The organism is Limisphaera sp. 4302-co, from assembly GCF_049537155.1.
GTDB lineage: Bacteria > Verrucomicrobiota > Verrucomicrobiia > Limisphaerales > Limisphaeraceae > Limisphaera.
Genome location: NZ_JBMVQZ010000012.1, coordinates 81,874 through 101,676, shown reverse-complemented (window position 1 = coordinate 101,676; position 19,803 = coordinate 81,874). Strand labels below are relative to the sequence as shown.

15 protein-coding genes and 1 tRNA gene are annotated in these 19,803 nt (G+C 67.2%); 9 read left to right on the top strand and 7 right to left on the bottom strand.

Translation table 11 applies throughout. From position 1 onward, the window contains the following. Positions 1 to 79: 79 nt before the first annotated feature. Together dnaN and ACPDIX_RS12310 are read left to right on the top strand one after the other, a co-directional pair. On the top strand, positions 80 to 1,195 hold the full coding sequence (gene dnaN / locus ACPDIX_RS12315; RefSeq protein WP_423432100.1) for a DNA polymerase III subunit beta: 1,116 nt from the start codon (positions 80 to 82) through the stop codon (positions 1,193 to 1,195). A gap of 33 nt (positions 1,196 to 1,228) precedes the next feature. Then, positions 1,229 to 1,903 (top strand): phosphopantothenoylcysteine decarboxylase, encoded by a 675-nt coding sequence (locus ACPDIX_RS12310; RefSeq protein WP_423432099.1) that lies wholly within the window; start codon positions 1,229 to 1,231, stop codon positions 1,901 to 1,903. Between the two features lie 49 nt (positions 1,904 to 1,952). On the opposite strand, the gene ACPDIX_RS12305 is transcribed toward ACPDIX_RS12310, so the two are convergent. The 5 genes from ACPDIX_RS12305 to ACPDIX_RS12285 form a co-directional block, all read right to left on the bottom strand. Further along, positions 1,953 to 3,506 carry a complex I subunit 4 family protein gene (locus tag ACPDIX_RS12305; RefSeq protein WP_423432098.1) on the bottom strand — a complete coding sequence of 518 codons (1,554 nt, stop codon included), beginning with the start codon at positions 3,504 to 3,506 and terminating at the stop codon, positions 1,953 to 1,955. Next, on the bottom strand, positions 3,503 to 5,560 hold the full coding sequence (gene nuoL / locus ACPDIX_RS12300) for an NADH-quinone oxidoreductase subunit L (RefSeq protein ID WP_423432097.1): 2,058 nt from the start codon (positions 5,558 to 5,560) through the stop codon (positions 3,503 to 3,505). The genes ACPDIX_RS12305 and nuoL overlap by 4 nt, the downstream gene beginning before the upstream one ends. A gap of 27 nt (positions 5,561 to 5,587) precedes the next feature. Next, the gene (nuoK, locus tag ACPDIX_RS12295; protein WP_423432096.1) at positions 5,588 to 5,899 is read right to left on the bottom strand and encodes an NADH-quinone oxidoreductase subunit NuoK; all 312 of its coding nucleotides are present in this window, start codon (positions 5,897 to 5,899) and stop codon (positions 5,588 to 5,590) included. Continuing rightward, positions 5,896 to 6,417, bottom strand: coding sequence for an NADH-quinone oxidoreductase subunit J (locus ACPDIX_RS12290; protein ID WP_423432095.1), 522 nt, complete (start codon positions 6,415 to 6,417; stop codon positions 5,896 to 5,898). The genes nuoK and ACPDIX_RS12290 overlap by 4 nt, the downstream gene beginning before the upstream one ends. 222 nt (positions 6,418 to 6,639) lie before the next feature. Further along, positions 6,640 to 7,449 (bottom strand): family 16 glycoside hydrolase, encoded by an 810-nt coding sequence (locus ACPDIX_RS12285; protein ID WP_423432094.1) that lies wholly within the window; start codon positions 7,447 to 7,449, stop codon positions 6,640 to 6,642. A gap of 185 nt (positions 7,450 to 7,634) precedes the next feature. Between ACPDIX_RS12285 and ACPDIX_RS12280 the strand changes: the two genes are divergently transcribed. Then, positions 7,635 to 8,273 carry a D-glycero-alpha-D-manno-heptose-1,7-bisphosphate 7-phosphatase gene (locus ACPDIX_RS12280; protein WP_423432093.1) on the top strand — a complete coding sequence of 213 codons (639 nt, stop codon included), beginning with the start codon at positions 7,635 to 7,637 and terminating at the stop codon, positions 8,271 to 8,273. A gap of 13 nt (positions 8,274 to 8,286) precedes the next feature. Then, positions 8,287 to 10,146 (top strand): glutamine--fructose-6-phosphate transaminase (isomerizing), encoded by a 1,860-nt coding sequence (glmS, locus tag ACPDIX_RS12275; protein ID WP_423432092.1) that lies wholly within the window; start codon positions 8,287 to 8,289, stop codon positions 10,144 to 10,146. Between the two features lie 39 nt (positions 10,147 to 10,185). On the opposite strand, the gene ACPDIX_RS12270 is transcribed toward glmS, so the two are convergent. Both ACPDIX_RS12270 and ACPDIX_RS12265 read right to left on the bottom strand, forming a co-directional pair. Next, complete coding sequence (locus ACPDIX_RS12270; protein ID WP_423432091.1) at positions 10,186 to 11,097, bottom strand: SDR family oxidoreductase; 912 nt, start codon at positions 11,095 to 11,097, stop codon at positions 10,186 to 10,188. Between the two features lie 92 nt (positions 11,098 to 11,189). Continuing rightward, positions 11,190 to 14,444, bottom strand: a complete 3,255-nt coding sequence (locus ACPDIX_RS12265; protein ID WP_423432090.1) for a metallophosphoesterase — start codon at positions 14,442 to 14,444, stop codon at positions 11,190 to 11,192. A gap of 440 nt (positions 14,445 to 14,884) precedes the next feature. On the opposite strand from ACPDIX_RS12265, the gene ACPDIX_RS12260 reads away from it, so the two are divergent. From ACPDIX_RS12260 to ACPDIX_RS12240, 5 genes are all read left to right on the top strand, one after another. Beyond that, positions 14,885 to 15,169, top strand: a complete 285-nt coding sequence (locus ACPDIX_RS12260; RefSeq protein ID WP_423432089.1) for a hypothetical protein — start codon at positions 14,885 to 14,887, stop codon at positions 15,167 to 15,169. A gap of 248 nt (positions 15,170 to 15,417) precedes the next feature. Then, positions 15,418 to 15,508: transfer RNA gene (locus tag ACPDIX_RS12255), tRNA-Ser, on the top strand. Between the two features lie 290 nt (positions 15,509 to 15,798). Continuing rightward, the gene (locus ACPDIX_RS12250) at positions 15,799 to 17,055 is read left to right on the top strand and encodes an FAD-dependent oxidoreductase (RefSeq protein WP_423432088.1); all 1,257 of its coding nucleotides are present in this window, start codon (positions 15,799 to 15,801) and stop codon (positions 17,053 to 17,055) included. Between the two features lie 12 nt (positions 17,056 to 17,067). Then, entirely contained in the window at positions 17,068 to 18,009 is a 942-nt protein-coding gene (locus ACPDIX_RS12245) for a dihydrodipicolinate synthase family protein (protein ID WP_423432087.1), read from the top strand. Between the two features lie 112 nt (positions 18,010 to 18,121). Beyond that, positions 18,122 to 19,732 carry an aldehyde dehydrogenase (NADP(+)) gene (locus ACPDIX_RS12240; RefSeq protein ID WP_423432086.1) on the top strand — a complete coding sequence of 537 codons (1,611 nt, stop codon included), beginning with the start codon at positions 18,122 to 18,124 and terminating at the stop codon, positions 19,730 to 19,732. The last annotated feature ends 71 nt before the right edge of the window (positions 19,733 to 19,803 follow it).

The following is a 19,803-nucleotide window of genomic DNA, read 5'->3' as shown; positions in this document are numbered from 1 at the left end:
GGACATTTCTGCCTTATTCACCGGGCCTAAGAATACGGCGGTCCAAATCGCTCGGAAGACCTATTAATCAAGGCAGCGCATGAACCTGACCATCGCCAAGGAGCACCTCCTCGTCGGGCTCCAGGCCGTCCAGAATGTGGCAGGCGGCCGCACGACGCTTCCCGTCCTGCACAATGTCCTTTTGCAGGCTGAAACAGGTCAGCTCCGGCTGACGGCAACCGACCTGGACATTCTGATCACCTGCACCGTGCCTGCAACCGTGGGTGCACCGGGCTCGACCACAGTCCCGGCCCGCACCTTGCTCGGGCTGGCCCGTGAACTCAACGGAGTCGAGCTGGAAATCGAGGCCGACGAACGCTTCACCTGCAGCCTCAGGACCGGTGCCTCCTACTACCGACTGCGCGGCATCAGCCCTGACGAGTTCCCGCCCCGGCCGACCTTCCCGCAGGGGCGCGAGGTCGAAATTGCGCGCGAGGCGCTCGCCTCCATGTTGCGGAAAACCGCCTACGCCGTCTCGACCGACGAGTCCCGCCATGTCCTCAACGGCGTGTGCTTTAATTTGAAGGACGACAAGCTCACCTTGGTGGCCACGGACGGGCGGCGGCTGGCCCTGGTGGAGCATGAACTTCCGATACCGGAAGGCGCCAGCGGCGAGTTCATCCTCCCATCCAAGGCGGTCAACGAGATCGGGCGCCTTCTGGCCGGCACCGGCCCGCTCAAACTCCGGTTCTCAGAAAACCAGGCGGCTTTCGAGTTCGCCGGCGAACAGGGAACAAACATCCTGCTGGTTACGAAACTGGTGGATGGAAGCTATCCGAATTATCGCCAGGTCATTCCCACCGAGTCCCAGCACCGCGTGGCCGTGCCGCGGGAAGAGCTCCTGCACGCCCTCCGCCGCGCCGAGTACATGACCAGCGAAAAGGCCAACTCGGTCAAGCTGACCTTCACCCGCAACAACCTGGCCATCACGGCGAACTCTCCCGACGTGGGCGAGGCCCGCGAAAGCCTCGCCGTCAACTACAGCGGCAGCGACCTTTCCATCGCTTTCAACCCTCGGTACCTCATCGAGCCCCTGAACGCGCTGGACGAATACGAGGAGGTCTTCCTCGAACTGAACGACGAGCTCAGCCCCGGCGTGATCAAGGTCAACGGACCGTTCCTCTACGTGGTCATGCCCATGCGCATTGCCACGTAAGCCGGTCCTCCCGATGCCGGGTCTCTGGTGCCCATGAACTGCCTCGTCACCGCCGGTCCCACCTACGAGCCGGTGGACCGGGTCCGGCGGCTGACCAACTGGGCCACCGGCGAACTCGGTTTGCGCCTCTGCCAGGCCCTCCGCGCCGAGGGGCATCGCGTGATCCTTCTGCTCAGCGAAACGGCCCCCTGCCATCTTCCCGCCCACGCGGACGTGATCGAGCGCTTTGGAACCACGCGCGATCTCGAGGACCGGCTCCACTGTCTCCGCGGTGAACCCATCGGCGCCCTGTTCCACACCGCTGCGGTCAGTGATTTCCGGCCCGGACGCATCTGGCACGGGACCGACCCCTCCACCGGCCGGGTGATCGAGTGCGGCAAGATCCCCAGTGATCTCCAGCCACTGTGGATGGAGCTGCTCCCGACCCCCAAGCTGATCCGCCGCCTGCCGGAGTGGTTCCCTCGGGCCTGGATCGTCGGTTGGAAGTACGTCGTGGACGGCACGCAGGCCGACGCCCTAGGCCAGGGGTGGGAACAGGTTCGCCTCTCCGGCACGCATGCCTGTGTGGTCAACGGCCCGGCGTACGGCCCGGGTTTCGCCCTCCTGGAACCGGGCCGGCACCCGCTGACCTTTTCTGACCGCGCCTCCCTGGCAACGGCACTGGCGCAACGCTGCACGCAACTCGAGCGTGCCCGTACCCGCCAATGAACCGAGTCCCCCCCTCACGCGGCCGATCGAGCGGCGCAGCGCATCCGTCCTAGCCCCCCAGGAAACCCAGCAGTTGGATGGCCCAGGGCTGCGTGAACTGCAGCAGCGCCTGTGGCCACAGGCCCAACACGAACATCCCGGCAACCGGCAACCCCAGCGCCAGCCGCTCCTGTCCTGTCAGATCGCGCCAGCAGCCGCAGACCGGTTGCACCGGCCCGTGGAAGACCCGCTGCAGCATCCGCAGCAGAAAAACCGCCGTCACCAACAACCCGGGCACCGCCAGAATCGCCCCCCACGGCACCAGGGCAAACAGCCCTCGGAAAATGAGAAACTCTCCGACGAAACCATTCAGTCCGGGCAGACCGAGCGAGGCAAAGGCCGCCACACCCGTCAAGCCGCAGAACACAGGTGCGGCTGCACGCAACCCCCCGAAATCATCCAGCCCGCGCAGCCCGCCGCTCCGCTCTTCCAACAGCCCCACGCACCAGAACAACGTGGCCGCCGTGAGCCCGTGGTTGAACATTTGCAGGACCAGCCCGTTCAAAGCCGCCCCCTGATGGACCGCCCCTTGGTCGCCGCTCCCGGCCGCGCCCAGGGCAAACGCGGCCAGCAGGCAGTACCCCAGATGATTCACTGATGAATACGCCAGCATGCGTTTCAGGTCGCGCTGGGCCAGGGCCGCGCAAGCCGCCGCCACCACCGTCCAAAGTGCCAGCGCCATCAACCATGGCCATGCCTGCCGCAACGGCTCCTGAAACACGGGCAGGAAAATCCGGACCAGTCCGTACACACCCATCTTCGACATCGCCCCGGTCAACAGCATGGTGACCGGCGTGGCCGCCTCGGTGTAGGTGGCGGGCAGCCAGGTGTGCAACGGCATCATCGGGATCTTCACCGCCAGCCCCGCCAGCACCAGCGCCATCACCACCAGCGCCAGCTCTTGCGGACTCTGCACCCAGCCGTTCCAGTGTCTCCAGACTGCGGGCCAGAGCGCACCCTCCCGGGCAAGCCGGGCCAGCTCGGGAAAATCCAGTTCGCCCGTTCCCAGGAGCACCACCAGGAACCCGAGCAACATCGCCACGCTGCCGGCCAGTGTGAAAAGGAAGAACTGGATGGAGGCCGTGTGCCGCTGCGGCCCGCCCCAGAGCCTGACCAGGAAAAACGCCGGTATCAAGCTGAGTTCCCAGAACAAAAACCAGTGAACAAAGTTCAGGGCGGTAAAGGTGCCAAACAACGTGGCCATCAACGCCAGCGTCAGCCCGTGAAACACATGAACCCTTTCACGAATCGTGCGCGCCGCCAGCAGCGCCAGCCCGGAGACCACCACCGTCAGCAGCAGCAGCACCCAACCCAGTCCGTCCACACCCACGTGATAAGTCACACCGAGCGTCGGCACCCAGGCATGCCGTTCCACCGCCTGCAGGCTGCCGGCACGAAGGTCCACGATTGTTCCCAGGGCCAGCACCAGGAAAGCAGACATCCCCCAGACGAGCCACGCAACGAAGCGGGCCACCCGGTCGCGCCCCGCCATGCCGCACATCAACCCCACGCCGCCCAACAGCGGGACGAGGGTCAAGCACGTCAACCAGGGAAACCCCTTCATCGGCCGCTCCCTCCCCAAACCCACCACGTCACCAGCACCGCCACAACCGCCGCCATCAAAGCCAGCGAACGCTGGACGCGCCCGTTGTTCCAGAGCGAAAGCCGCCGGCCCTGCGCCCGCAGGCCGCTGCAGGCCCCATCGAAGCCTGCGTTCACCACCCCCTCATCGGTGACCCGGGTGAGCACAGCCATCGCCTCCGTCAACAGGGCAACGGCCTGGACCATCCCGTTCCAGACCCACCGGTCCAGGCGGTCGCACCAGTGCGCCACCGTTCGCAACCACGAGATCACCGTCCATCCGTAAATCTCATCCACCCAGAACTTGTCCCGGAGCGCCGGGTACAGGCCGGCCGGCAGGGCTGTCAGGGGTTCCTGAAACTCGCCCGCTGACCGGGCGACCCTTCCGTACAGCCACAGGCCCAGGCCCATTCCGCCCAGGACACCCACCACCGACAGGGCGGCCAATCCCCACAACTCGCCCGAGAACAGCCGGCCCCAGTCCACCGACACGGTCGCCCCTTCCAGATAGGACTGAATCCAAGGCCAGGCGGGTGTCCCCACAAAACCCAGAAGAACCGAAAACGCGGCCAGCACCACCAGCGGCACCGTCATCACGGGCGGACTCTCATGAGGTGGATGCGAACCTTCGCCGGCGCCCGCATGGCGCGGCCCCTGCCCACCGAAGACCAGCACGACCTGCCGGGTCATGTAGAACGCCGTGAGAAAGACACCGGCCAGCGCCAGCCAGAACGGTACCGTCGACACCGGCCACGCATGGGCGGCGTGCAAAATCTCCTCCTTGCTCCAAAACCCGGAGAACAACACCGGGAATCCCGCCAATGCCAGCATGCCCACCGTGTAGGTGAGGAACGTCACGGGCATCCACTTCCGCAGCCCGCCCATCCGCCGAATGTCCTGCTCGTCGTGGCAGCCGTGGATCACCGAACCCGCACCCAGGAACAGGAGCGCCTTGAAGAACGCGTGCGTCAACAGGTGGAACATCCCCACGGCCACGCCCCCCGTCGCCAGCCCGAGCATCATGTAACCCAGCTGGGAAATCGTCGAGTAGGCCAGGATCCGTTTGATGTCGGTCTGTGCGACCGCGACCGAAGCCGCGAAGACCGCCGTGAGGGCCCCCACCCAGGCCATCACCGTCAACACGGCCGTGCCGCCGTCGTCCGACCCCGCCTGCAACAACGGAAAGACGCGCGCCATCAGAAAGACGCCGGCCGCCACCATCGTGGCGGCGTGAATCAACGCGCTGACCGGCGTCGGACCTTCCATCGCATCCGGCAACCAGACATGCAGCGGCAGTTGACCCGACTTGCCCGCCGCCCCGGCGAACAGCAACAGTCCTATCCATTGCGAGGCGCTCCAGCCCCACAGCGCCGTCTCCATCACCACCCGCTGCAACCCCGGCCCCTCCAGACAACCCTGCCCGCCGTCGTAGAACAACTGCGTGCCCGTCAAGCCGTACAACCAAACCAGACCCAGCAGAAACGCCAGGTCCCCCACCCGCGTCGTGATGAAGGCCTTCCGAGCCGCGGCCGCCGCCTCGGGCTTGTGAAACCAGAAACCAATCAACAGATACGACGCCAGGCCCACCAGTTCCCAGCAGATGAACAACCCCACTAGGCTGTTCGACATCACCAGCCCCAGCATGGCCCCGGCAAACAGCGACAGAAAACAGAAGAACCGCGTGAAATTCGGGTCCCTCGCCATGTACCCCAGGCTGTAAAGAAAGATCAGCAGCCCCACACCGGACACCATCACCAGCATCGAGGCCGACAAGGGATCCAGCACCCAGCCCAGCCACAAAACGCCTTCCTCACCGGGCCCAAACACGAACCAGGGGATCCGGACGGTCTGACGGATGCCCACCTGACCCACCGTCTGGATAAAAGCAGCCACGGACAGCACCAGCGACACCGCCAGACCTCCGATGGCCAGCCCTGCCGAAGCGGCACGGGCCCGCCGCGGCAGCAGCGCGGTCACCCCGGCTGCCACCAGGGGCAGCGCCGGGATCAGCCACATCCATTTCACCCACGTGTCCATGTCCCTCCCCTTCTGCCAACCGGCGCGTCAACCACGCAGCCGGTCCACCTCGTCCACGTGTGCCGTCCGATAATGCCGGTAAACCGCAATCACCAGGGCCAAACCCACGGCCGCTTCCGCCGCCGCCACCGCGATGGCAAACAACGCGAACACCACCCCGGTGGCGTCGCCTTCGGAAACCCCGTGCCGCCAAAACGCCACGAAATTCAGGTTCGCCGCGTTCAGCATCAGTTCTACGCCGATCAACACGGCGATCGCATTCCGGCGGGTCAACACCCCGGCCAACCCTGTGGCAAACAGGGCGGCACTCAACAACAGCCAGCCGGTCAGTCCGTTCATTCCTCCGCCTCCCGGTCCGCAGCCGTGCGCTCCGGCTCGTCTTCCCGCCAGGCCAGCAGCACCGCGCCGATCAACGCCGCAGTCAACAACACCGCCAGCACCTGAAGCGGCACGACCCAGCGCGTGACCAACTGCCGGCCCAGCTCCTCCACGCTCAAGACGGACGGCTCCGCCGCACCGGCCGGGTCGGCGGCCGCGCCCGCCCAGCCGAGCACGCCCAGGACCGCCAGCGACACCAGCGCGCCCACCCACCAGCGGCTCGCATGCACCCCGCCCACCGGCACCTCACCCCCGCGCGTCAGCAACAATGCAAACACGATGAGAATCGCCACCGCACCCACGTAGATCAGGATCTGCACGAAGCCCAGGAACTGCGCCCCCAACTGCAGGTACACCGCCGCCACCCCCGTGAACGAAACCGCCAGCGCCAGAACCGCGTGCACCAGGTTTCGCAACCACACCGCGGCAATTGCGCCTGCCAGCGTGATCAGCGCTGTCAACACGAACGCCAGGTCCATGTGCTCACCCTTGTCCCGTTCTTGACTGTCCTTGCCCTGCCGGGCGCGGTCCGAGTGCTCGGCTCGTGAGAGGCACCCCGCGCGCGGCCACCCCATTCGACCACGGGACACAACCCTCGTTGTTCCCGGGCCCGGCGGTCCTGACACAACGCGGCCCAGTATAGAAGCCGTCCCCGGAGGCGAAAGCCCAAAACCGGCACCGGGCGGCGCTGTGGCCGGGTCTCAGAAGCGGCGCGGGGGCGGTGAAGCCGGACCGGTCACCGGGCGCCAGCGCACGTTGCGAATGGCAGCAGCCGTTTGCCAGCAGGAGATGCCCAGCGGTATACATTCCTCGATGTCCCCCGGCCGCACCGAAATGCGGCGCCCCTCGATGTTCACGTTCACCACCTGTTCGTCGTCAATCCAGGCCTCCAAGCGGGCGGGCGTCACGCGCATGCGAATCCGGTACCACCGGCCTTTCTCGAATCGGTGAAACGTGGTGGTCTCGTTTTCCGACGCGTCATAACCGTCCAGGCTGGAAATCCCCACCAGACCGCCGCCCCAACCGCCCACGATCAGACTGCAGTGCGCCTCGCCCACCGGAACGGTCAACCCGCAGAAAAAATCCGATCCCGAAAGCCGGGCCGCCTCCAGGGCGATCTCATAGTTCGTGTGCGGGAAGTCGTTCGTGTACCGGACGCCGGTGAACGGACTGCCCATGCCCATCACCAGAACGCCGTCCTGCAACTCCACCGCCCCGCGTCCCGCGTAAGGGATCACGTACCAGCCGGCCCACGATCGGCAGTCCCACAACACCTGCCAGCCGTTGCCCGGCCAGGAGGCGGGCGGCTGGTTTCGCGCCCGGTCCAGGGTCTCGAGCGCGTCGGCCGGAAGCATGGGTTCGCCTTCTTCGATCTCCGCGGTGTTGGCGGAGGACGGCGGCTCCGGCGGCGGCCGGAATTCGTGGGAGACCGGCCCGCGACAGGCGGTGGCCAGGCCGGCCACAACCGCCAGGCCCGCGATCCAACCGTGCAGGCTGTGTTGCGTGTTCATACGACCTCGTTGAGGGCCATGCCGTCCTGCAAAGGCCGCGCGCGTCCGGTCGCGGCAAGCCGCGCTTGAAATCCGGTGCACCGCGCCCCGGGCCCACTCTACCGGGCGGTGCCGGGCTGTCGAGTCCCCCTGTGACAAAAAGGGTTCGCCTTCGAGGGTGCGGCTGGTCGAAACTGCGCCTCCGGATGGACAAAACGGCGGTGTTTTTGGATCGTGACGGCACGATCATTGAGGAGCGCCATTACCTGAGCCGGCCCGAGGAGGTTCGCCTCCTGCCGGGCGCGGGCGAAGCCTTGCAACGGTTGCAGCGGGCGGGGTACGAACTGTTCCTGGTCACCAACCAGTCGGGTGTGGGACGCGGTTACTTCACGTTGGACGACGTCGCCCGGGTGCATCAGCGGTTGAACGAACTTCTCACCCCGTACGGGGTCCGTTTCGCCGAGGTTTACGTGGCACCGGAAGCGCCGGATCAACCCTCGCGCGGCCGGAAACCGTCACCCTACTTTCTTCTCGAAGCCCGGGACCGGTTTGGCCTGGACCTCCGCCGCTGTTATCTCATCGGGGACAAGCGCGCCGACCTGGAATGCGGCTGGAACGCCGGGGTGCGCGCTTCTATTCTGGTGTTGACCGGCTACGGAACCGAGACGCTCCGGACCTTGCCGGAGCCGTTGCCGGGCCCGTTGCTGGTGGCTCAAGACCTCGGCACGGCGGCCGATCTGATTCTGTCGGGATCCGGCGCGGTCAGGGGGGATCTGCAGGGAGGGGCAACAGGCCGCGCGGAAGGCCGGGACAACGCCCGGTCCGACCCGGCGTCGGCCAGGTAGAAAGAGACTTTTTATGTGCGGGATCGTGGGTTATGTGGGGCGGCGGGAGGCCGCACCCATCCTGTTGGACGGGCTCAAGCGCCTGGAGTATCGCGGCTATGACTCCGCCGGGATCTGCACCCTGGACGGGTCCGGCCTGCAACTGCGCAAGTGCGTCGGTCGCGTGGACGCGCTCATTGCAGCGGTGCGGGCCCGACCCCTGCAGGGCACCCTCGGTATCAGCCACACCCGCTGGGCCACACACGGACTGCCCAGCGACACCAACGCCCACCCCCACCTTGACCAGTCCGGTCGGCTGGTCATCGTCCACAACGGGATCATCGAAAACTACGCCGATCTGCGCCGGCAACTCGTGGAGGCCGGCCACCAGTTCCAGTCCCAGACCGACACCGAAGTGTTGGCCCACCTCATCGGCCGGCATCTGGACGCCCTCGTCCCGCGTGGCCAGCGGCCCGTGCCCGAGCAGGTCGTCACCGCCGTGCACCAGGCCACGCGCGAGGCCGAAGGCACTTACGCCATTGCCGTGTTGCACGCCGACCTGCCCGACTGCCTGGTGGGCGCCCGGCGCGGTTCACCGCTGGTGCTGGGGCTCGGACGTGACGAGAATTTCCTCGCCAGCGACGTTTCGCCCATCCTTCCGCACACCCGGCGGGTCATCTACCTGCACGATGGCGACATTGTCCTGCTCCGCGCGGACTCCTACCAGTTGTGGGCCGGGGACCAGTCGGTGGAACGGCCCGTGGACACCGTTCAATGGTCGGCCGAGGAGGCCGAGCTGGGCGGCTTTTCCCACTACATGCTCAAGGAAATCCATGAGCAACCCGGGCGCGTGGCCGACGAGCTCAAACGCGTGCTGCGGGCGGACAAGGGCGAGGTGGCCTGGCAGGAGCTCGCACCGCATCTGGACGAGCTCGCTTCCATGCGGCGCTTCATCCTGGTGGCCTGCGGCACCAGTTGGCACGCCGCACTGGCCGGGGAGTACCTCATCGAGAACCTCGCCGGCATCCCCGTGGAGGTCGAGTGCGCCAGCGAAATGCGCTACCGCAAACGCCCGTTCGAGGAAGGCTCGCTGGTCATCGCCATCTCCCAGTCCGGGGAAACGGCCGACACCCTGGCCGCCGCGCGCCTGGCGCGCCGGCAAAACGTGCGGACCCTGGCACTGGTGAACGTGATTGGCTCCACTCTGGCCCGCGAATCCGATTGGACCCTCTACATGCGGGCCGGGCCGGAGATCGGAGTGGCCTCCACCAAGGCGTTCACCATGCAACTGCTCCAGCTCACCCTTCTGGCACTGTGGCTGGGCCGGCGCCGCGGCCTGCTCTCGGTGCGGGAAACGCGGCGCATTGCCCGCGCCTTGGAGGCCATCCCCGGCAAAATGAAGAAGGTGCTCGAGGACGAGAGCCGCATCATCCGCCTGGCCAAGAAGTACTACCGGTTCACGGATTTCCTCTACATGGGGCGGCAATACAATTTCCCGATCGCCCTGGAGGGTGCCTTGAAGCTCAAGGAGATCTCCTACATCCATGCCGAGGGCTATCCCTCCGCCGAGATGAAACACGGGCCCATCGCCCTCATTGCTCCTGATTTCCCCAGCGTGTTTGTCATCCCGCGCGATGAGTGGTACGAGAAAAACCTCAGCAATCTCGAGGAAATCAAGGCCCGAAACGGCCCCATCATCGCCGTGGCCACCGCCGGCGACCGCGAAATTCGCAGGAAGGTGGACGACGTCATCTACGTGCCGCGCACGCTCGATTGTTTGCAGCCGCTCCTGACCGTGGTGCCCCTCCAACTGTTCGCCTACCACGTCGCCCTCCTGCGCGGCTGCGACGTGGACAAACCGCGCAACCTCGCCAAGAGCGTCACCGTGGAGTGATCCCGGGCCGCGCCACCGGTCGGCTGGCGACGCAGACGCTCATGGAACGGCGTCGCCGCCCCCGGCCCCGGGCCAAAGACCCATGCGCCGCAGCTCCGCCGCGTAACCTTCGCGGTAAGTGGGATACCGCGGCCGCCAGTGCAGTTCCTCCTTGAGCCGGGCGTTGGAAACGCGCTTGTGACCCGCGTTGCGACGTGCAGGCAGCGCCCCGGCCGCCGCCGGCGGCGGGGGCACGCCCCGCCCGAGCCGGGCCGCCAGCCAGTCGAAGATCTCTCCCAGTCGGGCCGGCTCGTCGTCACTCACGTTGTAGATCCGACCGGACGGCGCGCGTTCCAGGACCGTGAGCACCGCCGAGACCACATCGTCCCGATGGATCTGGTTGACCCACCGTTCCCGTTCCCAGGCCTCCGGTGCCGGCCCCTCCAAAAACCGGCGCAGGTAATAGCCGCGGCCGGCGCCGTACATGCCCGAAATGCGCACGATCACCGCCGATTCGAAGACCGACCCACCTGCCTCCAGCCACCGAAGCTCGGCCGTTCGAAGCAGCCGACCCTTTTCGTCTGCGGGTTCGGCAGGGCTTTCCTCGTTGACCCATTCACCCCCGGCTGCCGCGTACACTCCGGTGCTGCTGGTGTACAATGCGCGCCGGACACCCAGGCGCCTCGCCTCCTCCAGAACGCGGCGCACGCCCCAGTCATACACGGCCCGGTAGTTCTCCTGCCCGCCCCGGCCGGGCGCCGCACAGTACACGAGGGCGTCCCACCCTGCCGGCAGATCCGAGGACCAGCCCGGCCGGGTCACGTCGGCGTGTACAGGTCGGATTCCGGCTTCTCTCATGGCCTCGTCTGCGGCGCTCGTGCGGCGCACGCCCCATACCTGGACTCCCCGGCGCACCCACTCCGCACCCAGGGCCAGCCCGAGGTATCCGCAACCCACGATCAACGTCTTCATTGCCGCCCCAGTTTGCCCCCACCTGACCGCCCGCGCCATGAGAAGCCGGCCCGGACGCGTAGGCCGGGCCCTGCAGGGGATGCGCGATTCCATCACGGCCCGGCGCGCAACTGGTAGAACTCGGGGAACGGAGCGGGAGGATCAGGCAACGCCCAAGTGGCCGTGGGCGCACCAGCAGGCCGGTGCCAGACCGGGATCCAGTCCATCAGATTCGTGGAGAGCCACAATGACGTGGCGAATTCCGCCCCCGGCACCACCAAGTCCCAGCTTCCCGGCCGGCCCGCCGGGCGCACCCCGAGGCGCAGCGGTGAGCCGGCCGGGCGAGACACCCGGGCCATCAGCTCCAAATCGAAAAGCAGCGCTCCCGGATGGAAGGTCTTCGCGGCTTCTAGACCCGACAGATACAGGGAGGTCCGTTCTTCGGCCGTCAGCACGCGCGGGAAGTAAAACAGTTCGTCCGCCGCCAGCCCGCCCGAGGGCCCGTCGCACCGCAGCGCGCGCAACGGTTGGGTGGTACCTGTGGGCAGGGTGGCGGGCACGCTGGAGATCGGGCCCTGGTCCACCTGCAGGTTCGCTTTTTCTCCATCGAACCAGGCGACCAGCCAGCGCCATTGGCCGGGCCGCGTGCCGGAGGTTTCATTTTGGACCTCCGTGTCACCCACGCGGAATCGGAACCGGTTGATCCGCGTGCCGGTGTAGTAGAGCCGAAACTCGCCGGGGCGCTCGAGGATGGTGCCGGCCGGGTCGTCGCCCGAGCGCCATCCGTAAGCCACCCAGCCGCCCACGGTGAAGGGCCCCCTGACCCGCTGTTGGGGATGGAAGGGCGTCTCCAACCAACTGGTGGCCGACCCGGTGTTGGAGACACAATTGCCCACACGGCCCGGCAGACTCAGCAGGTTCGTGCCCGTCGCGTGAAAGTGATGCCAATGCACCGCATCGCGCCACGGACCCTCCGGTTCATTCAAACTCCAGAGTCCCACCGCCGGTGCGCCGTCCCCGCTCCGATGGACCTGCACCGCCACGAGATTGGTGCCCGGCAACACCGCCTCCACAGGCACTTCAAACTCGACCGGTTCGAGGCCATCTGTTGGGGCTGGTTCCGCCCATGGCCCGTACGCCGTTTCACCGGGCGGCATGCGGTGGCGGAACACTTCGCGGCCGTTCCAAAAGAGCACCGCGCCGGACCGGACCCACAACCGGCCACTGACCGGCGCCTGCAGCCCTTCCGGCGACAGCAACCGAGCCCAAAAATAGGCCGTGCAAGGTGGATGCGCTCTTTCTGCGCCCAATACCGTGCGCAGATCGGGCGTGCCGTAACCCAGCGGGGCCCGCCCGACGGGCCAGACCTCCGCACCCTCCGCAGCGGCTGTCCACGTCGGGCCCGGTTCACCACCGTCGTGGTAGTGCCAGGCGGAGCCGGCCGGCAGCCGGATCGCCACCTCGTCCGATCGGACGACACCCACCCGAACGGCGGGGCCGGCCGCCACGCCATGAGCATTGCTCAGCTCCAGGTGGTACCAACCCGCACGGCTTCGATCGGCCGCGGGGAGTCGCAGCACCGGGCCGCCGGCCTCGGCGTCAGGCGTAGGTTCTCCTTGGAAGTACCAACGGTAGGCGAGCGGCTCCGCGCCGGCCGCCTGCGCCACCAGTTCCAAGGGCGCGCCCTCCTCCACCACCGCCTCCCTGGGGAACGCCACCAAATAGGGCCGATTGCGCGTGTGGATCCGGAAACTTTGCGTCGCGGAAAACACCGGCGTGCCGGTGTCGGATACGACCACGGTCACGTCCCAGAAGCGTTCCATCGGGTCCTCCGGCGCGCGCCATTCGAACAGACCGGTGGACTCTTCCACCGTGGCCCCGACAGGCCCGCTGAGCAGTCGGAACCGTTGCCCGTCGTAGGAGGCGAACGGGTTGGTCACATATGCACGGAGCTCGAGCGTCACAGTTGCGCCACTGGGCACGTGGAGGTCCGGCACCTCCGCGAACTGCGGGAACCGGATCTGTGGCGGCGCGGACGTGCTCACCAGCCCCCACCCGGCGATGAAGTCATTCCCGCCGAGGCGGCTGGTGTACCGGACATGGAGTTCCGGCCGGGTCCGCAGGGCCGGAGGGATTACAAACGTGTACACGAATTCCAAAGGGGTGCCCCAGGGCACCGGCGACCATTCCCCGGGCCCGATTTCCACCTCCACACGGGCGTCCGCACTGGGCAACAGCGCCAGCAGGACCCCATGCGTGGCCTGGCCCTGAAAAGGCGACAGGGGAATCCGCAGCCGCAATTCCCGTGTGTAGGCGTACCATTCCACCGCATCGTCTCCCTCGAAATGCTCCACTTCCGGCGGGTGACCGGGCGCTTTCAATCGCCGCCATATCAGCCCTGGCACGGCCTCGAACGCCGCGTAAAAGGGCCGGGGATGGTCCCAGTCCGGAGGCGGCACCAGTTCGAACCGTGCCCGGTTGTAACTGTAGTACAGGACCGCGTGTACCCCGTTGCTCAGGCAGAGAATGGCGAACCCGCTGTCGTCGGAGGCCCCGTTCGTGTTTTTGGGGTTGGCGGTCCCCACCACCAGCGACGCCACGGTGCTTGGCCCGAGCTGGTAGACGCGCTGCGAACGCGCGTGGTAATGCCCGCCCATCGTCCACCAACGTTGCGGGCGCTGACTGAACAGTTCGCGCAGTTCCACGGCCGTTCCGCGGTACCACGGCGGGAAATGAAACGGCGGCACGTGCGTGACCACCACCAGCGGTTGCTCCAACGGCGTTTGCTCCAGTTCCCGGCGCAGCCATGCCTGCTGAGCCGGGTTGCGCCCACCGTAATTGCCGCAGTTCAACAGCAGAAAGCGCACCCCGGCGATGTCCAGTCGCTGCCGCACCGGCATCTGGGGATACATCAGCCGGTAGGTGGCGGCCTCTTCTTCGAAGGCCAGCTGGTCGTGGTTCCCCGGAATCCAGACGATGTCTTCCGGCGCCACGTTGGTGAAGGCGCGGATGGCTGCCAGCCAGTGGAGCATCTCGTTGGTCCCCATCTCCATGCTCCAGGCGCGCGGCACCCAACCTGGCACAGGCGACAGCGTCGTCGAAGTGTCCCCCGCCACGATCACCTTGCGCGGCGGCGGGTCCATGGCGTTGACGATCTGCACCAATCGGGGGTCGAGATTCGTGCTGATCGGGAGCACGTCCTCCCAAAGGTTCATGTGCGGGTCGCTGAAGAAAACCACCACGGCGTTGGAAGGATGGCGCGGATCGAACCCCGCCGCTGCGTAAGCCTCCTCCAAGGTGTCGAACTCCGGAGGCGCATCGGCCCACGCACCCGCCGCACCCAGTGCCAGGCCCACGCTCAACGCCATCCACGCCATCCAAACGGTCCGGGGCACCTCCGTATTCCGGGCAGATCCAGGTCCGGGCCCGGACCAGATGTCGTCCCCGGCCGGGCAAGGACCGGATCCAGCCGGGGTCCGGACCGCTCGACAGGCCGGCTCTCGAACAGGCCGTGAGCCCGCGGCCCCGGGCACCGTTCTCGCCCCGCTCCTGCGGTTCATGAGTGATCAGTCCACAGACTGCCGCGCACGGGTCCCGAGGTCAAGCCCGGCAGAATGGACGATCCGTGCCCGGGCAACGCACCGGGCAGGGTCGGGTGACCGACACCTTGCCGGGCCGGAAGGGTCCGCATCCGACCCGACCGCGCCCGGCCCGCGACGGACCTTTGCAGGGGGCGCCCCGGGCACGGGTGGATATTTTCGCACCCCTGGTCCGTATTTGTCCCACCCTCGATGCCACACTGGCGGCCATGAAGAGCATCTTGCGAGAGATCTGGGTCCGGATCCGACCGCCCCGGACATTGTTTCGATGGGGAGAAGCCGAGCTGGTCCGGTGGCCGGATGGCCGGTTGCGGTTGCACGGGGGAACCGATGCGGATCGTCAGGCCGCGCTCGAATGGGCCTCACTGTTTGCGCACGAGGTGATCCCGGTGAAGACGCCCGCCCCGCGGCCTGCCCGGCGCCAGACCACGGCCACCCTGCCGCGTCCATGGCCGAGCCCCAGCCCGTCGCCGAGCCAACGTTCCCTGGCCTGAATGCGGCGGAGCAGGCCGCTCCCCCACCCCGGGCGCAAACCGCCACGAAACCGGCTGCGCCTGCCTGCACGGACGTGGCTCGCGTCGGACGCAATGCCGGTCCTCATGCGGCATCCAGGTTCGCGGGGTCAACGCGGAGCCGCACGCAGTCCCGCAGGTCACGCACGAGCATGCCGGGCCCTTCTGAGGACTGGAAAAACGTTGCCGGACGCGCATTTTTGTGGTTGAGAATGGATGACCATCGGAGCGGAGAGGTGGCTGAGTGGTTGAAAGCGCACGCCTGGAGAGCGTGAGTACCCCAAAAGGGTATCGGGGGTTCGAATCCCCCCCTCTCCGCCAGCTTTTCTGCTCACGTCCCGGTGCGGGACGGGTGATCCCGTCACTGCCCGACCTCGGGGCGGATGAGACTTCCCGGTCAACCGCTTCCGCACGCTTTCTACCGGCAAGCCGACCTGTCGCCGCCGGTGCACCGTCGCAGATGAAGAAAGGCGGGAGGACGGGGCATTGGGCCTCTTGTTCGCAGTTACGCATTTGCCAGGGCCGCCCAACCCCGTTCAAATGGGGCGGGTACGGCCGCAGGCCCGGAGCAACCGTGGGTGGGCCGGCGCACTGAAGGAGAAATCGGGGTTATGAAACCGCGGGTGGTCATCGTGGGGGCCGGGGTAATCGGACTCTCCGCAGCGTGGTACTGCGCGCGGCGCGGGTTTGAGGTGCGGGTGGTGGAGCGCAACGGCGCGCAACGCGACGGGTGTTCGTTCGGCAACGCCGGACTGATCGTCCCCAGTCATTTCGTGCCCCTGGCCGCACCGGGCATGGTACGGCTGGCGTTGAAATGGATGTTCCAACCCGATTCACCCTTTTACGTGCGTCCCCGCTGGGACCCTGAACTCTGGTCGTGGGGCTGGCGGTTCTGGCGCGCCGCCACCCGGGCGCATGTGCGGCGCGCCGCGCCGGTGCTGCGCGACCTGCACCTGGCCAGCCGCCGCGCATTCGAGGAGTTGGCAGAAACGGCGGGAGCGGAGCTGGGCTTGGAAAAACAGGGGTTGCTCATGCTCTGCAGCACCGAACACGGACTGGAGGAAGAGGCCAAAGCCGCCGCCCAGGCCCGTGGACTGGAGATTCCGGCCGAGGTTCTCGACGCCGATCAGGTCCGGAAACGGAATCCGGATCTGCAGCTCCGGACGGTCGGCGGGGTCTTTTACCCGCTGGACTGTCATCTGCGGCCGGAACGTTTCATGGCTGCGCTCCAGCGCCTGGCCGAGGCGGCCGGGGTGCAATTCCTCTGGCAGGCCGAGGTTCGTGACTGGTCGGTCCACGGCAACCGCATTCGGGGCGTCCGGCTGCGCGACGGTTCCACAGTGGACGGCGACGCGTTCGTCCTTTGCGCCGGGGTCTGGTCGGCCGACCTGGCGCGTGGACTCGGCCTGCGACTGCCGCTTCAGCCCGGCAAAGGCTACAGCCTCACGTTGACCGCACCGCGGCGGCGGCCCCGGATGGGTTGCATCTGCACGGAGGCCCGCGTGGCCGTCACGCCCATGAACGGTGCCCTGCGCGTGGGCGGCACGATGGAGCTGAGCGGGAACGATCCCTCCATCCAAGCCGTTCGCGTGCGCGGCATCGTGAACGCCTTCTGCCGCTATTTCACCGATTTTCAGCCCGCGGACTTCCAGGGCGTCACGCCATGGGCAGGACTCCGTCCCTGTTCCCCCGACGGCCTGCCCTACCTGGGCCGGCCCGCCGGGTGGGAAAACCTGTGGATTGCAGCCGGTCACGCCATGTTGGGATTGAGTCTCGGACCGGTCACCGGACAATGGATCGCCGACGCCATTGCGGGCCGGACGCCTGTCGTGACATCTCCCTTACTGGCGCCCGACCGGTACAATTGAAGGTCACCAACGATGAAACCGACGAAACCAGAAGCCATCTGGCAGGGAGTGCTTCCCGCCATCACGACCCCGTTCGATTCCCAAGGCCGCGTGGACCACGACTTTCTGGCGCGGCATGCCCGTTGGTTGGTGGAGAACGGGTGCACCGGCGTGGTGGCTCTGGGTTCCCTCGGTGAAAGTCCCACCCTGCGGTTCGATGAAAAAGTGGCCATCCTCCAGACCGCCGTCGGTGCCCTTCAGGGCCGTGCACCGGTGGTGGCCGGCATCGGCACGCTCAGCACCGCTGAAGCGGTGGAACTGGCGCGGGAAGCCGGGCGCGCCGGTTGTGCCGGGCTGATGATCCTGCCGCCCTACGTCTATGCCGGCGACCCGAGGGAAACGGCCCGGCACGTGGCCGCCGTCCTGCGCAGCACCCCGCTCTCCTGCATGCTGTACAACAACCCGATCGCCTATCGAACCGATTTTCTCCCCGAACAAATCGCCCAACTGGCCGAACAGCATCCCAACCTGCATGCGGTCAAGGAATCCAGCGGCGATGTCCGCCGCATCACCGCCCTGCGCGCCCGGTGCGGCGAACGCCTGGCACTCCTGGTGGGTGTGGACGATCTCATCGTCGAAGGCGTGCGGGCCGGCGCAGTCGGTTGGATCGCCGGTCTGGCCAACGCCCTGCCACGCGAGTCAGTCGCTCTCTTCGAGCTGGCCCGGCGCGGGCCGGCCGCGCGCGCCGACAAACTTTACGAATGGTTCCTGCCGTTGCTCCGGCTCGACACCGCCAACAAATTCGTCCAGCTCATCAAACTGGTTCAGCAGGAGACCGGCACCGGCTCGGAACGGGTGCGCCCGCCTCGACTGCCCCTGACCGGCCCGGAACGCCGCGCCGCGCTCGACCTCATCCGAGCCTGCCTCGCCCGCCGTCCGAAGGACAAGACCGTGTGCACGCGCTCCCGACCATGAATCGCCGTCCTCCACCGGCACACGAACCCGCACCGGCTGCACCTGCCCCTGCGGCAGCGTCGCCCCGTTCCGTCTGTAGAAGCCGTCGGTGCCCGTTTGAATCTGCCGAACCATGAAACTGGAAGGCCTCTCCCTGATCGGTCACGGCACCGCCCGGCCCAAGGGCGAGCCCATGCACCCCATCAACCCGGCCACGGGTGAAGCCTTAGAACCGGCTTACCACTGGGCCGACCTGGAGGACGTGGATCGGGCGGCGCAACTGGCGTGGCAGGCCTTCCGGCGGTTCCGACTGTTCCCCGCCGGCGCCCGGGCCCGGTTGCTGCGCCGCATCGCCGAACAGATCGAAGCTCACGGGCCGGAAATCCAGCAACGCGCGCACTTGGAAACCGCCCTGCCGCTGCCGCGGCTTCAGGCCGAGACGGCCCGCACCTGCCATCAGTTGCGGCTCTTTGCCTCCCTGATCGAACAGGGCTGGTGCTGGGACGCCCGCGTGGATCACCCCGATCCCGCCCGGCAGCCCGTGCCCAAACCGGACGTCCGTTCTCATCTCATCCCGCTCGGGCCCGTGGCGGTCTTCAGCAGCAGCAACTTTCCACTGGCCTTTTCCGTGGCGGGCGGCGACACCGCCTCCGCCCTGGCCGCCGGTTGCACCGTCATTGTCAAGGCCCATCAGAATCACATGGGCACATCCGAACTCGTCGGGCGGCTCATCCAACAGGCTGTCCGCGAATGCGAGGCGCCCGAGGGCACCTTCAGCCTGCTGTTTGGGCGCGGCACCGAAATCGGCCAGGCGCTGGTGCGGCACCCCATGATCAAGGCCGTGGGCTTCACCGGCTCGCGCAAGGGCGGTCGGGCCCTCATGGACGCCGCGGCCGCCCGGCCCGAACCGATCCCGGTCTACGCCGAGATGGGCAGCATCAACCCGGTCTTCCTGTTGCCCGGTGCCCTGCGCGAACGGGCGGACGCCATCGCATCGGGTCTCCACGGATCGGTTACCCTAGGCGTGGGCCAGTTCTGTACCTGTCCGGGATTGATCCTCGCACCCACCGGGCCGGACACCGACCGTTTCCTGGAAAAGTTGAGTCAGCAGATGGCAAACACACCGACGGGGGTGATGCTCACCAGCGAACTGTGCGCCGCCTACCACGCCGGCGTGGAGGCGTGCTTGAAAATCCCCGGCGTCCGGCGCCTCACGCCGCCTCTTGCGCAGGCCGATCCCGTGGGCACGCGCGCCGCCGCCGCCTTGCTGGTCACCACGGCGGAGGTTTTTCTGGCTCATGAGACCCTCATGGAAGAGGTCTTCGGCCCCTCCACGCTCGTGGTGTTGTGCACCGACCGAAGCCAGCTGCTGGAGATCGCCGAAAGAATCGAAGGCCAGCTCACCGCCACCATCCACGCCACACCGGAAGAGCTGCTGGAGGCGCGCGACCTGGTGCAGGCGCTCGAGCTCAAGGTGGGCCGACTCGTCTTCAACGGCTTCCCCACCGGCGTGGAAGTCTGCCACGCCATGGTCCACGGCGGTCCCTACCCCGCCACGTCGGACGGTCGATCCACCTCTGTCGGAACCCGCGCCATTCTTCGATTCCTTCGACCGGTGTGCTACCAGAACTTTCCCGACGCGGCCCTGCCCGAGGCCTTGCAGGAAAAGAACCCACTCGGCCTCCTCCGGATCGTGGACGGTCGGCCGGAGCTGGGGCGTCCGGACAACCCGGTCGCGGGTTGAGCGGTCGCGGGTTCTCCCGAGAGCCAACCGAGTGCGGATGGCGGGCTTGGGCGAAAGCCCTTGGACACCCG

What these genes read in the sequence shown, in the direction of transcription:
- dnaN (WP_423432100.1), top strand. Translation starts at nt 80, where the DNA reads ATGAACCTGACCATCGCCAAGGAGCACCTCCTCGTCGGGCTCCAGGCC.
- ACPDIX_RS12310 (WP_423432099.1), top strand. Translation starts at nt 1,229, where the DNA reads ATGAACTGCCTCGTCACCGCCGGTCCCACCTACGAGCCGGTGGACCGG.
- ACPDIX_RS12305 (WP_423432098.1), bottom strand. Translation starts at nt 3,506, where the DNA reads ATGAAGGGGTTTCCCTGGTTGACGTGCTTGACCCTCGTCCCGCTGTTG.
- nuoL (WP_423432097.1), bottom strand. Translation starts at nt 5,560, where the DNA reads ATGGACACGTGGGTGAAATGGATGTGGCTGATCCCGGCGCTGCCCCTG.
- nuoK (WP_423432096.1), bottom strand. Translation starts at nt 5,899, where the DNA reads ATGAACGGACTGACCGGCTGGCTGTTGTTGAGTGCCGCCCTGTTTGCC.
- ACPDIX_RS12290 (WP_423432095.1), bottom strand. Translation starts at nt 6,417, where the DNA reads ATGGACCTGGCGTTCGTGTTGACAGCGCTGATCACGCTGGCAGGCGCA.
- ACPDIX_RS12285 (WP_423432094.1), bottom strand. Translation starts at nt 7,449, where the DNA reads ATGAACACGCAACACAGCCTGCACGGTTGGATCGCGGGCCTGGCGGTT.
- ACPDIX_RS12280 (WP_423432093.1), top strand. Translation starts at nt 7,635, where the DNA reads ATGGACAAAACGGCGGTGTTTTTGGATCGTGACGGCACGATCATTGAG.
- glmS (WP_423432092.1), top strand. Translation starts at nt 8,287, where the DNA reads ATGTGCGGGATCGTGGGTTATGTGGGGCGGCGGGAGGCCGCACCCATC.
- ACPDIX_RS12270 (WP_423432091.1), bottom strand. Translation starts at nt 11,097, where the DNA reads ATGAAGACGTTGATCGTGGGTTGCGGATACCTCGGGCTGGCCCTGGGT.
- ACPDIX_RS12265 (WP_423432090.1), bottom strand. Translation starts at nt 14,444, where the DNA reads ATGGCGTTGAGCGTGGGCCTGGCACTGGGTGCGGCGGGTGCGTGGGCC.
- ACPDIX_RS12260 (WP_423432089.1), top strand. Translation starts at nt 14,885, where the DNA reads ATGAAGAGCATCTTGCGAGAGATCTGGGTCCGGATCCGACCGCCCCGG.
- ACPDIX_RS12250 (WP_423432088.1), top strand. Translation starts at nt 15,799, where the DNA reads ATGAAACCGCGGGTGGTCATCGTGGGGGCCGGGGTAATCGGACTCTCC.
- ACPDIX_RS12245 (WP_423432087.1), top strand. Translation starts at nt 17,068, where the DNA reads ATGAAACCGACGAAACCAGAAGCCATCTGGCAGGGAGTGCTTCCCGCC.
- ACPDIX_RS12240 (WP_423432086.1), top strand. Translation starts at nt 18,122, where the DNA reads ATGAAACTGGAAGGCCTCTCCCTGATCGGTCACGGCACCGCCCGGCCC.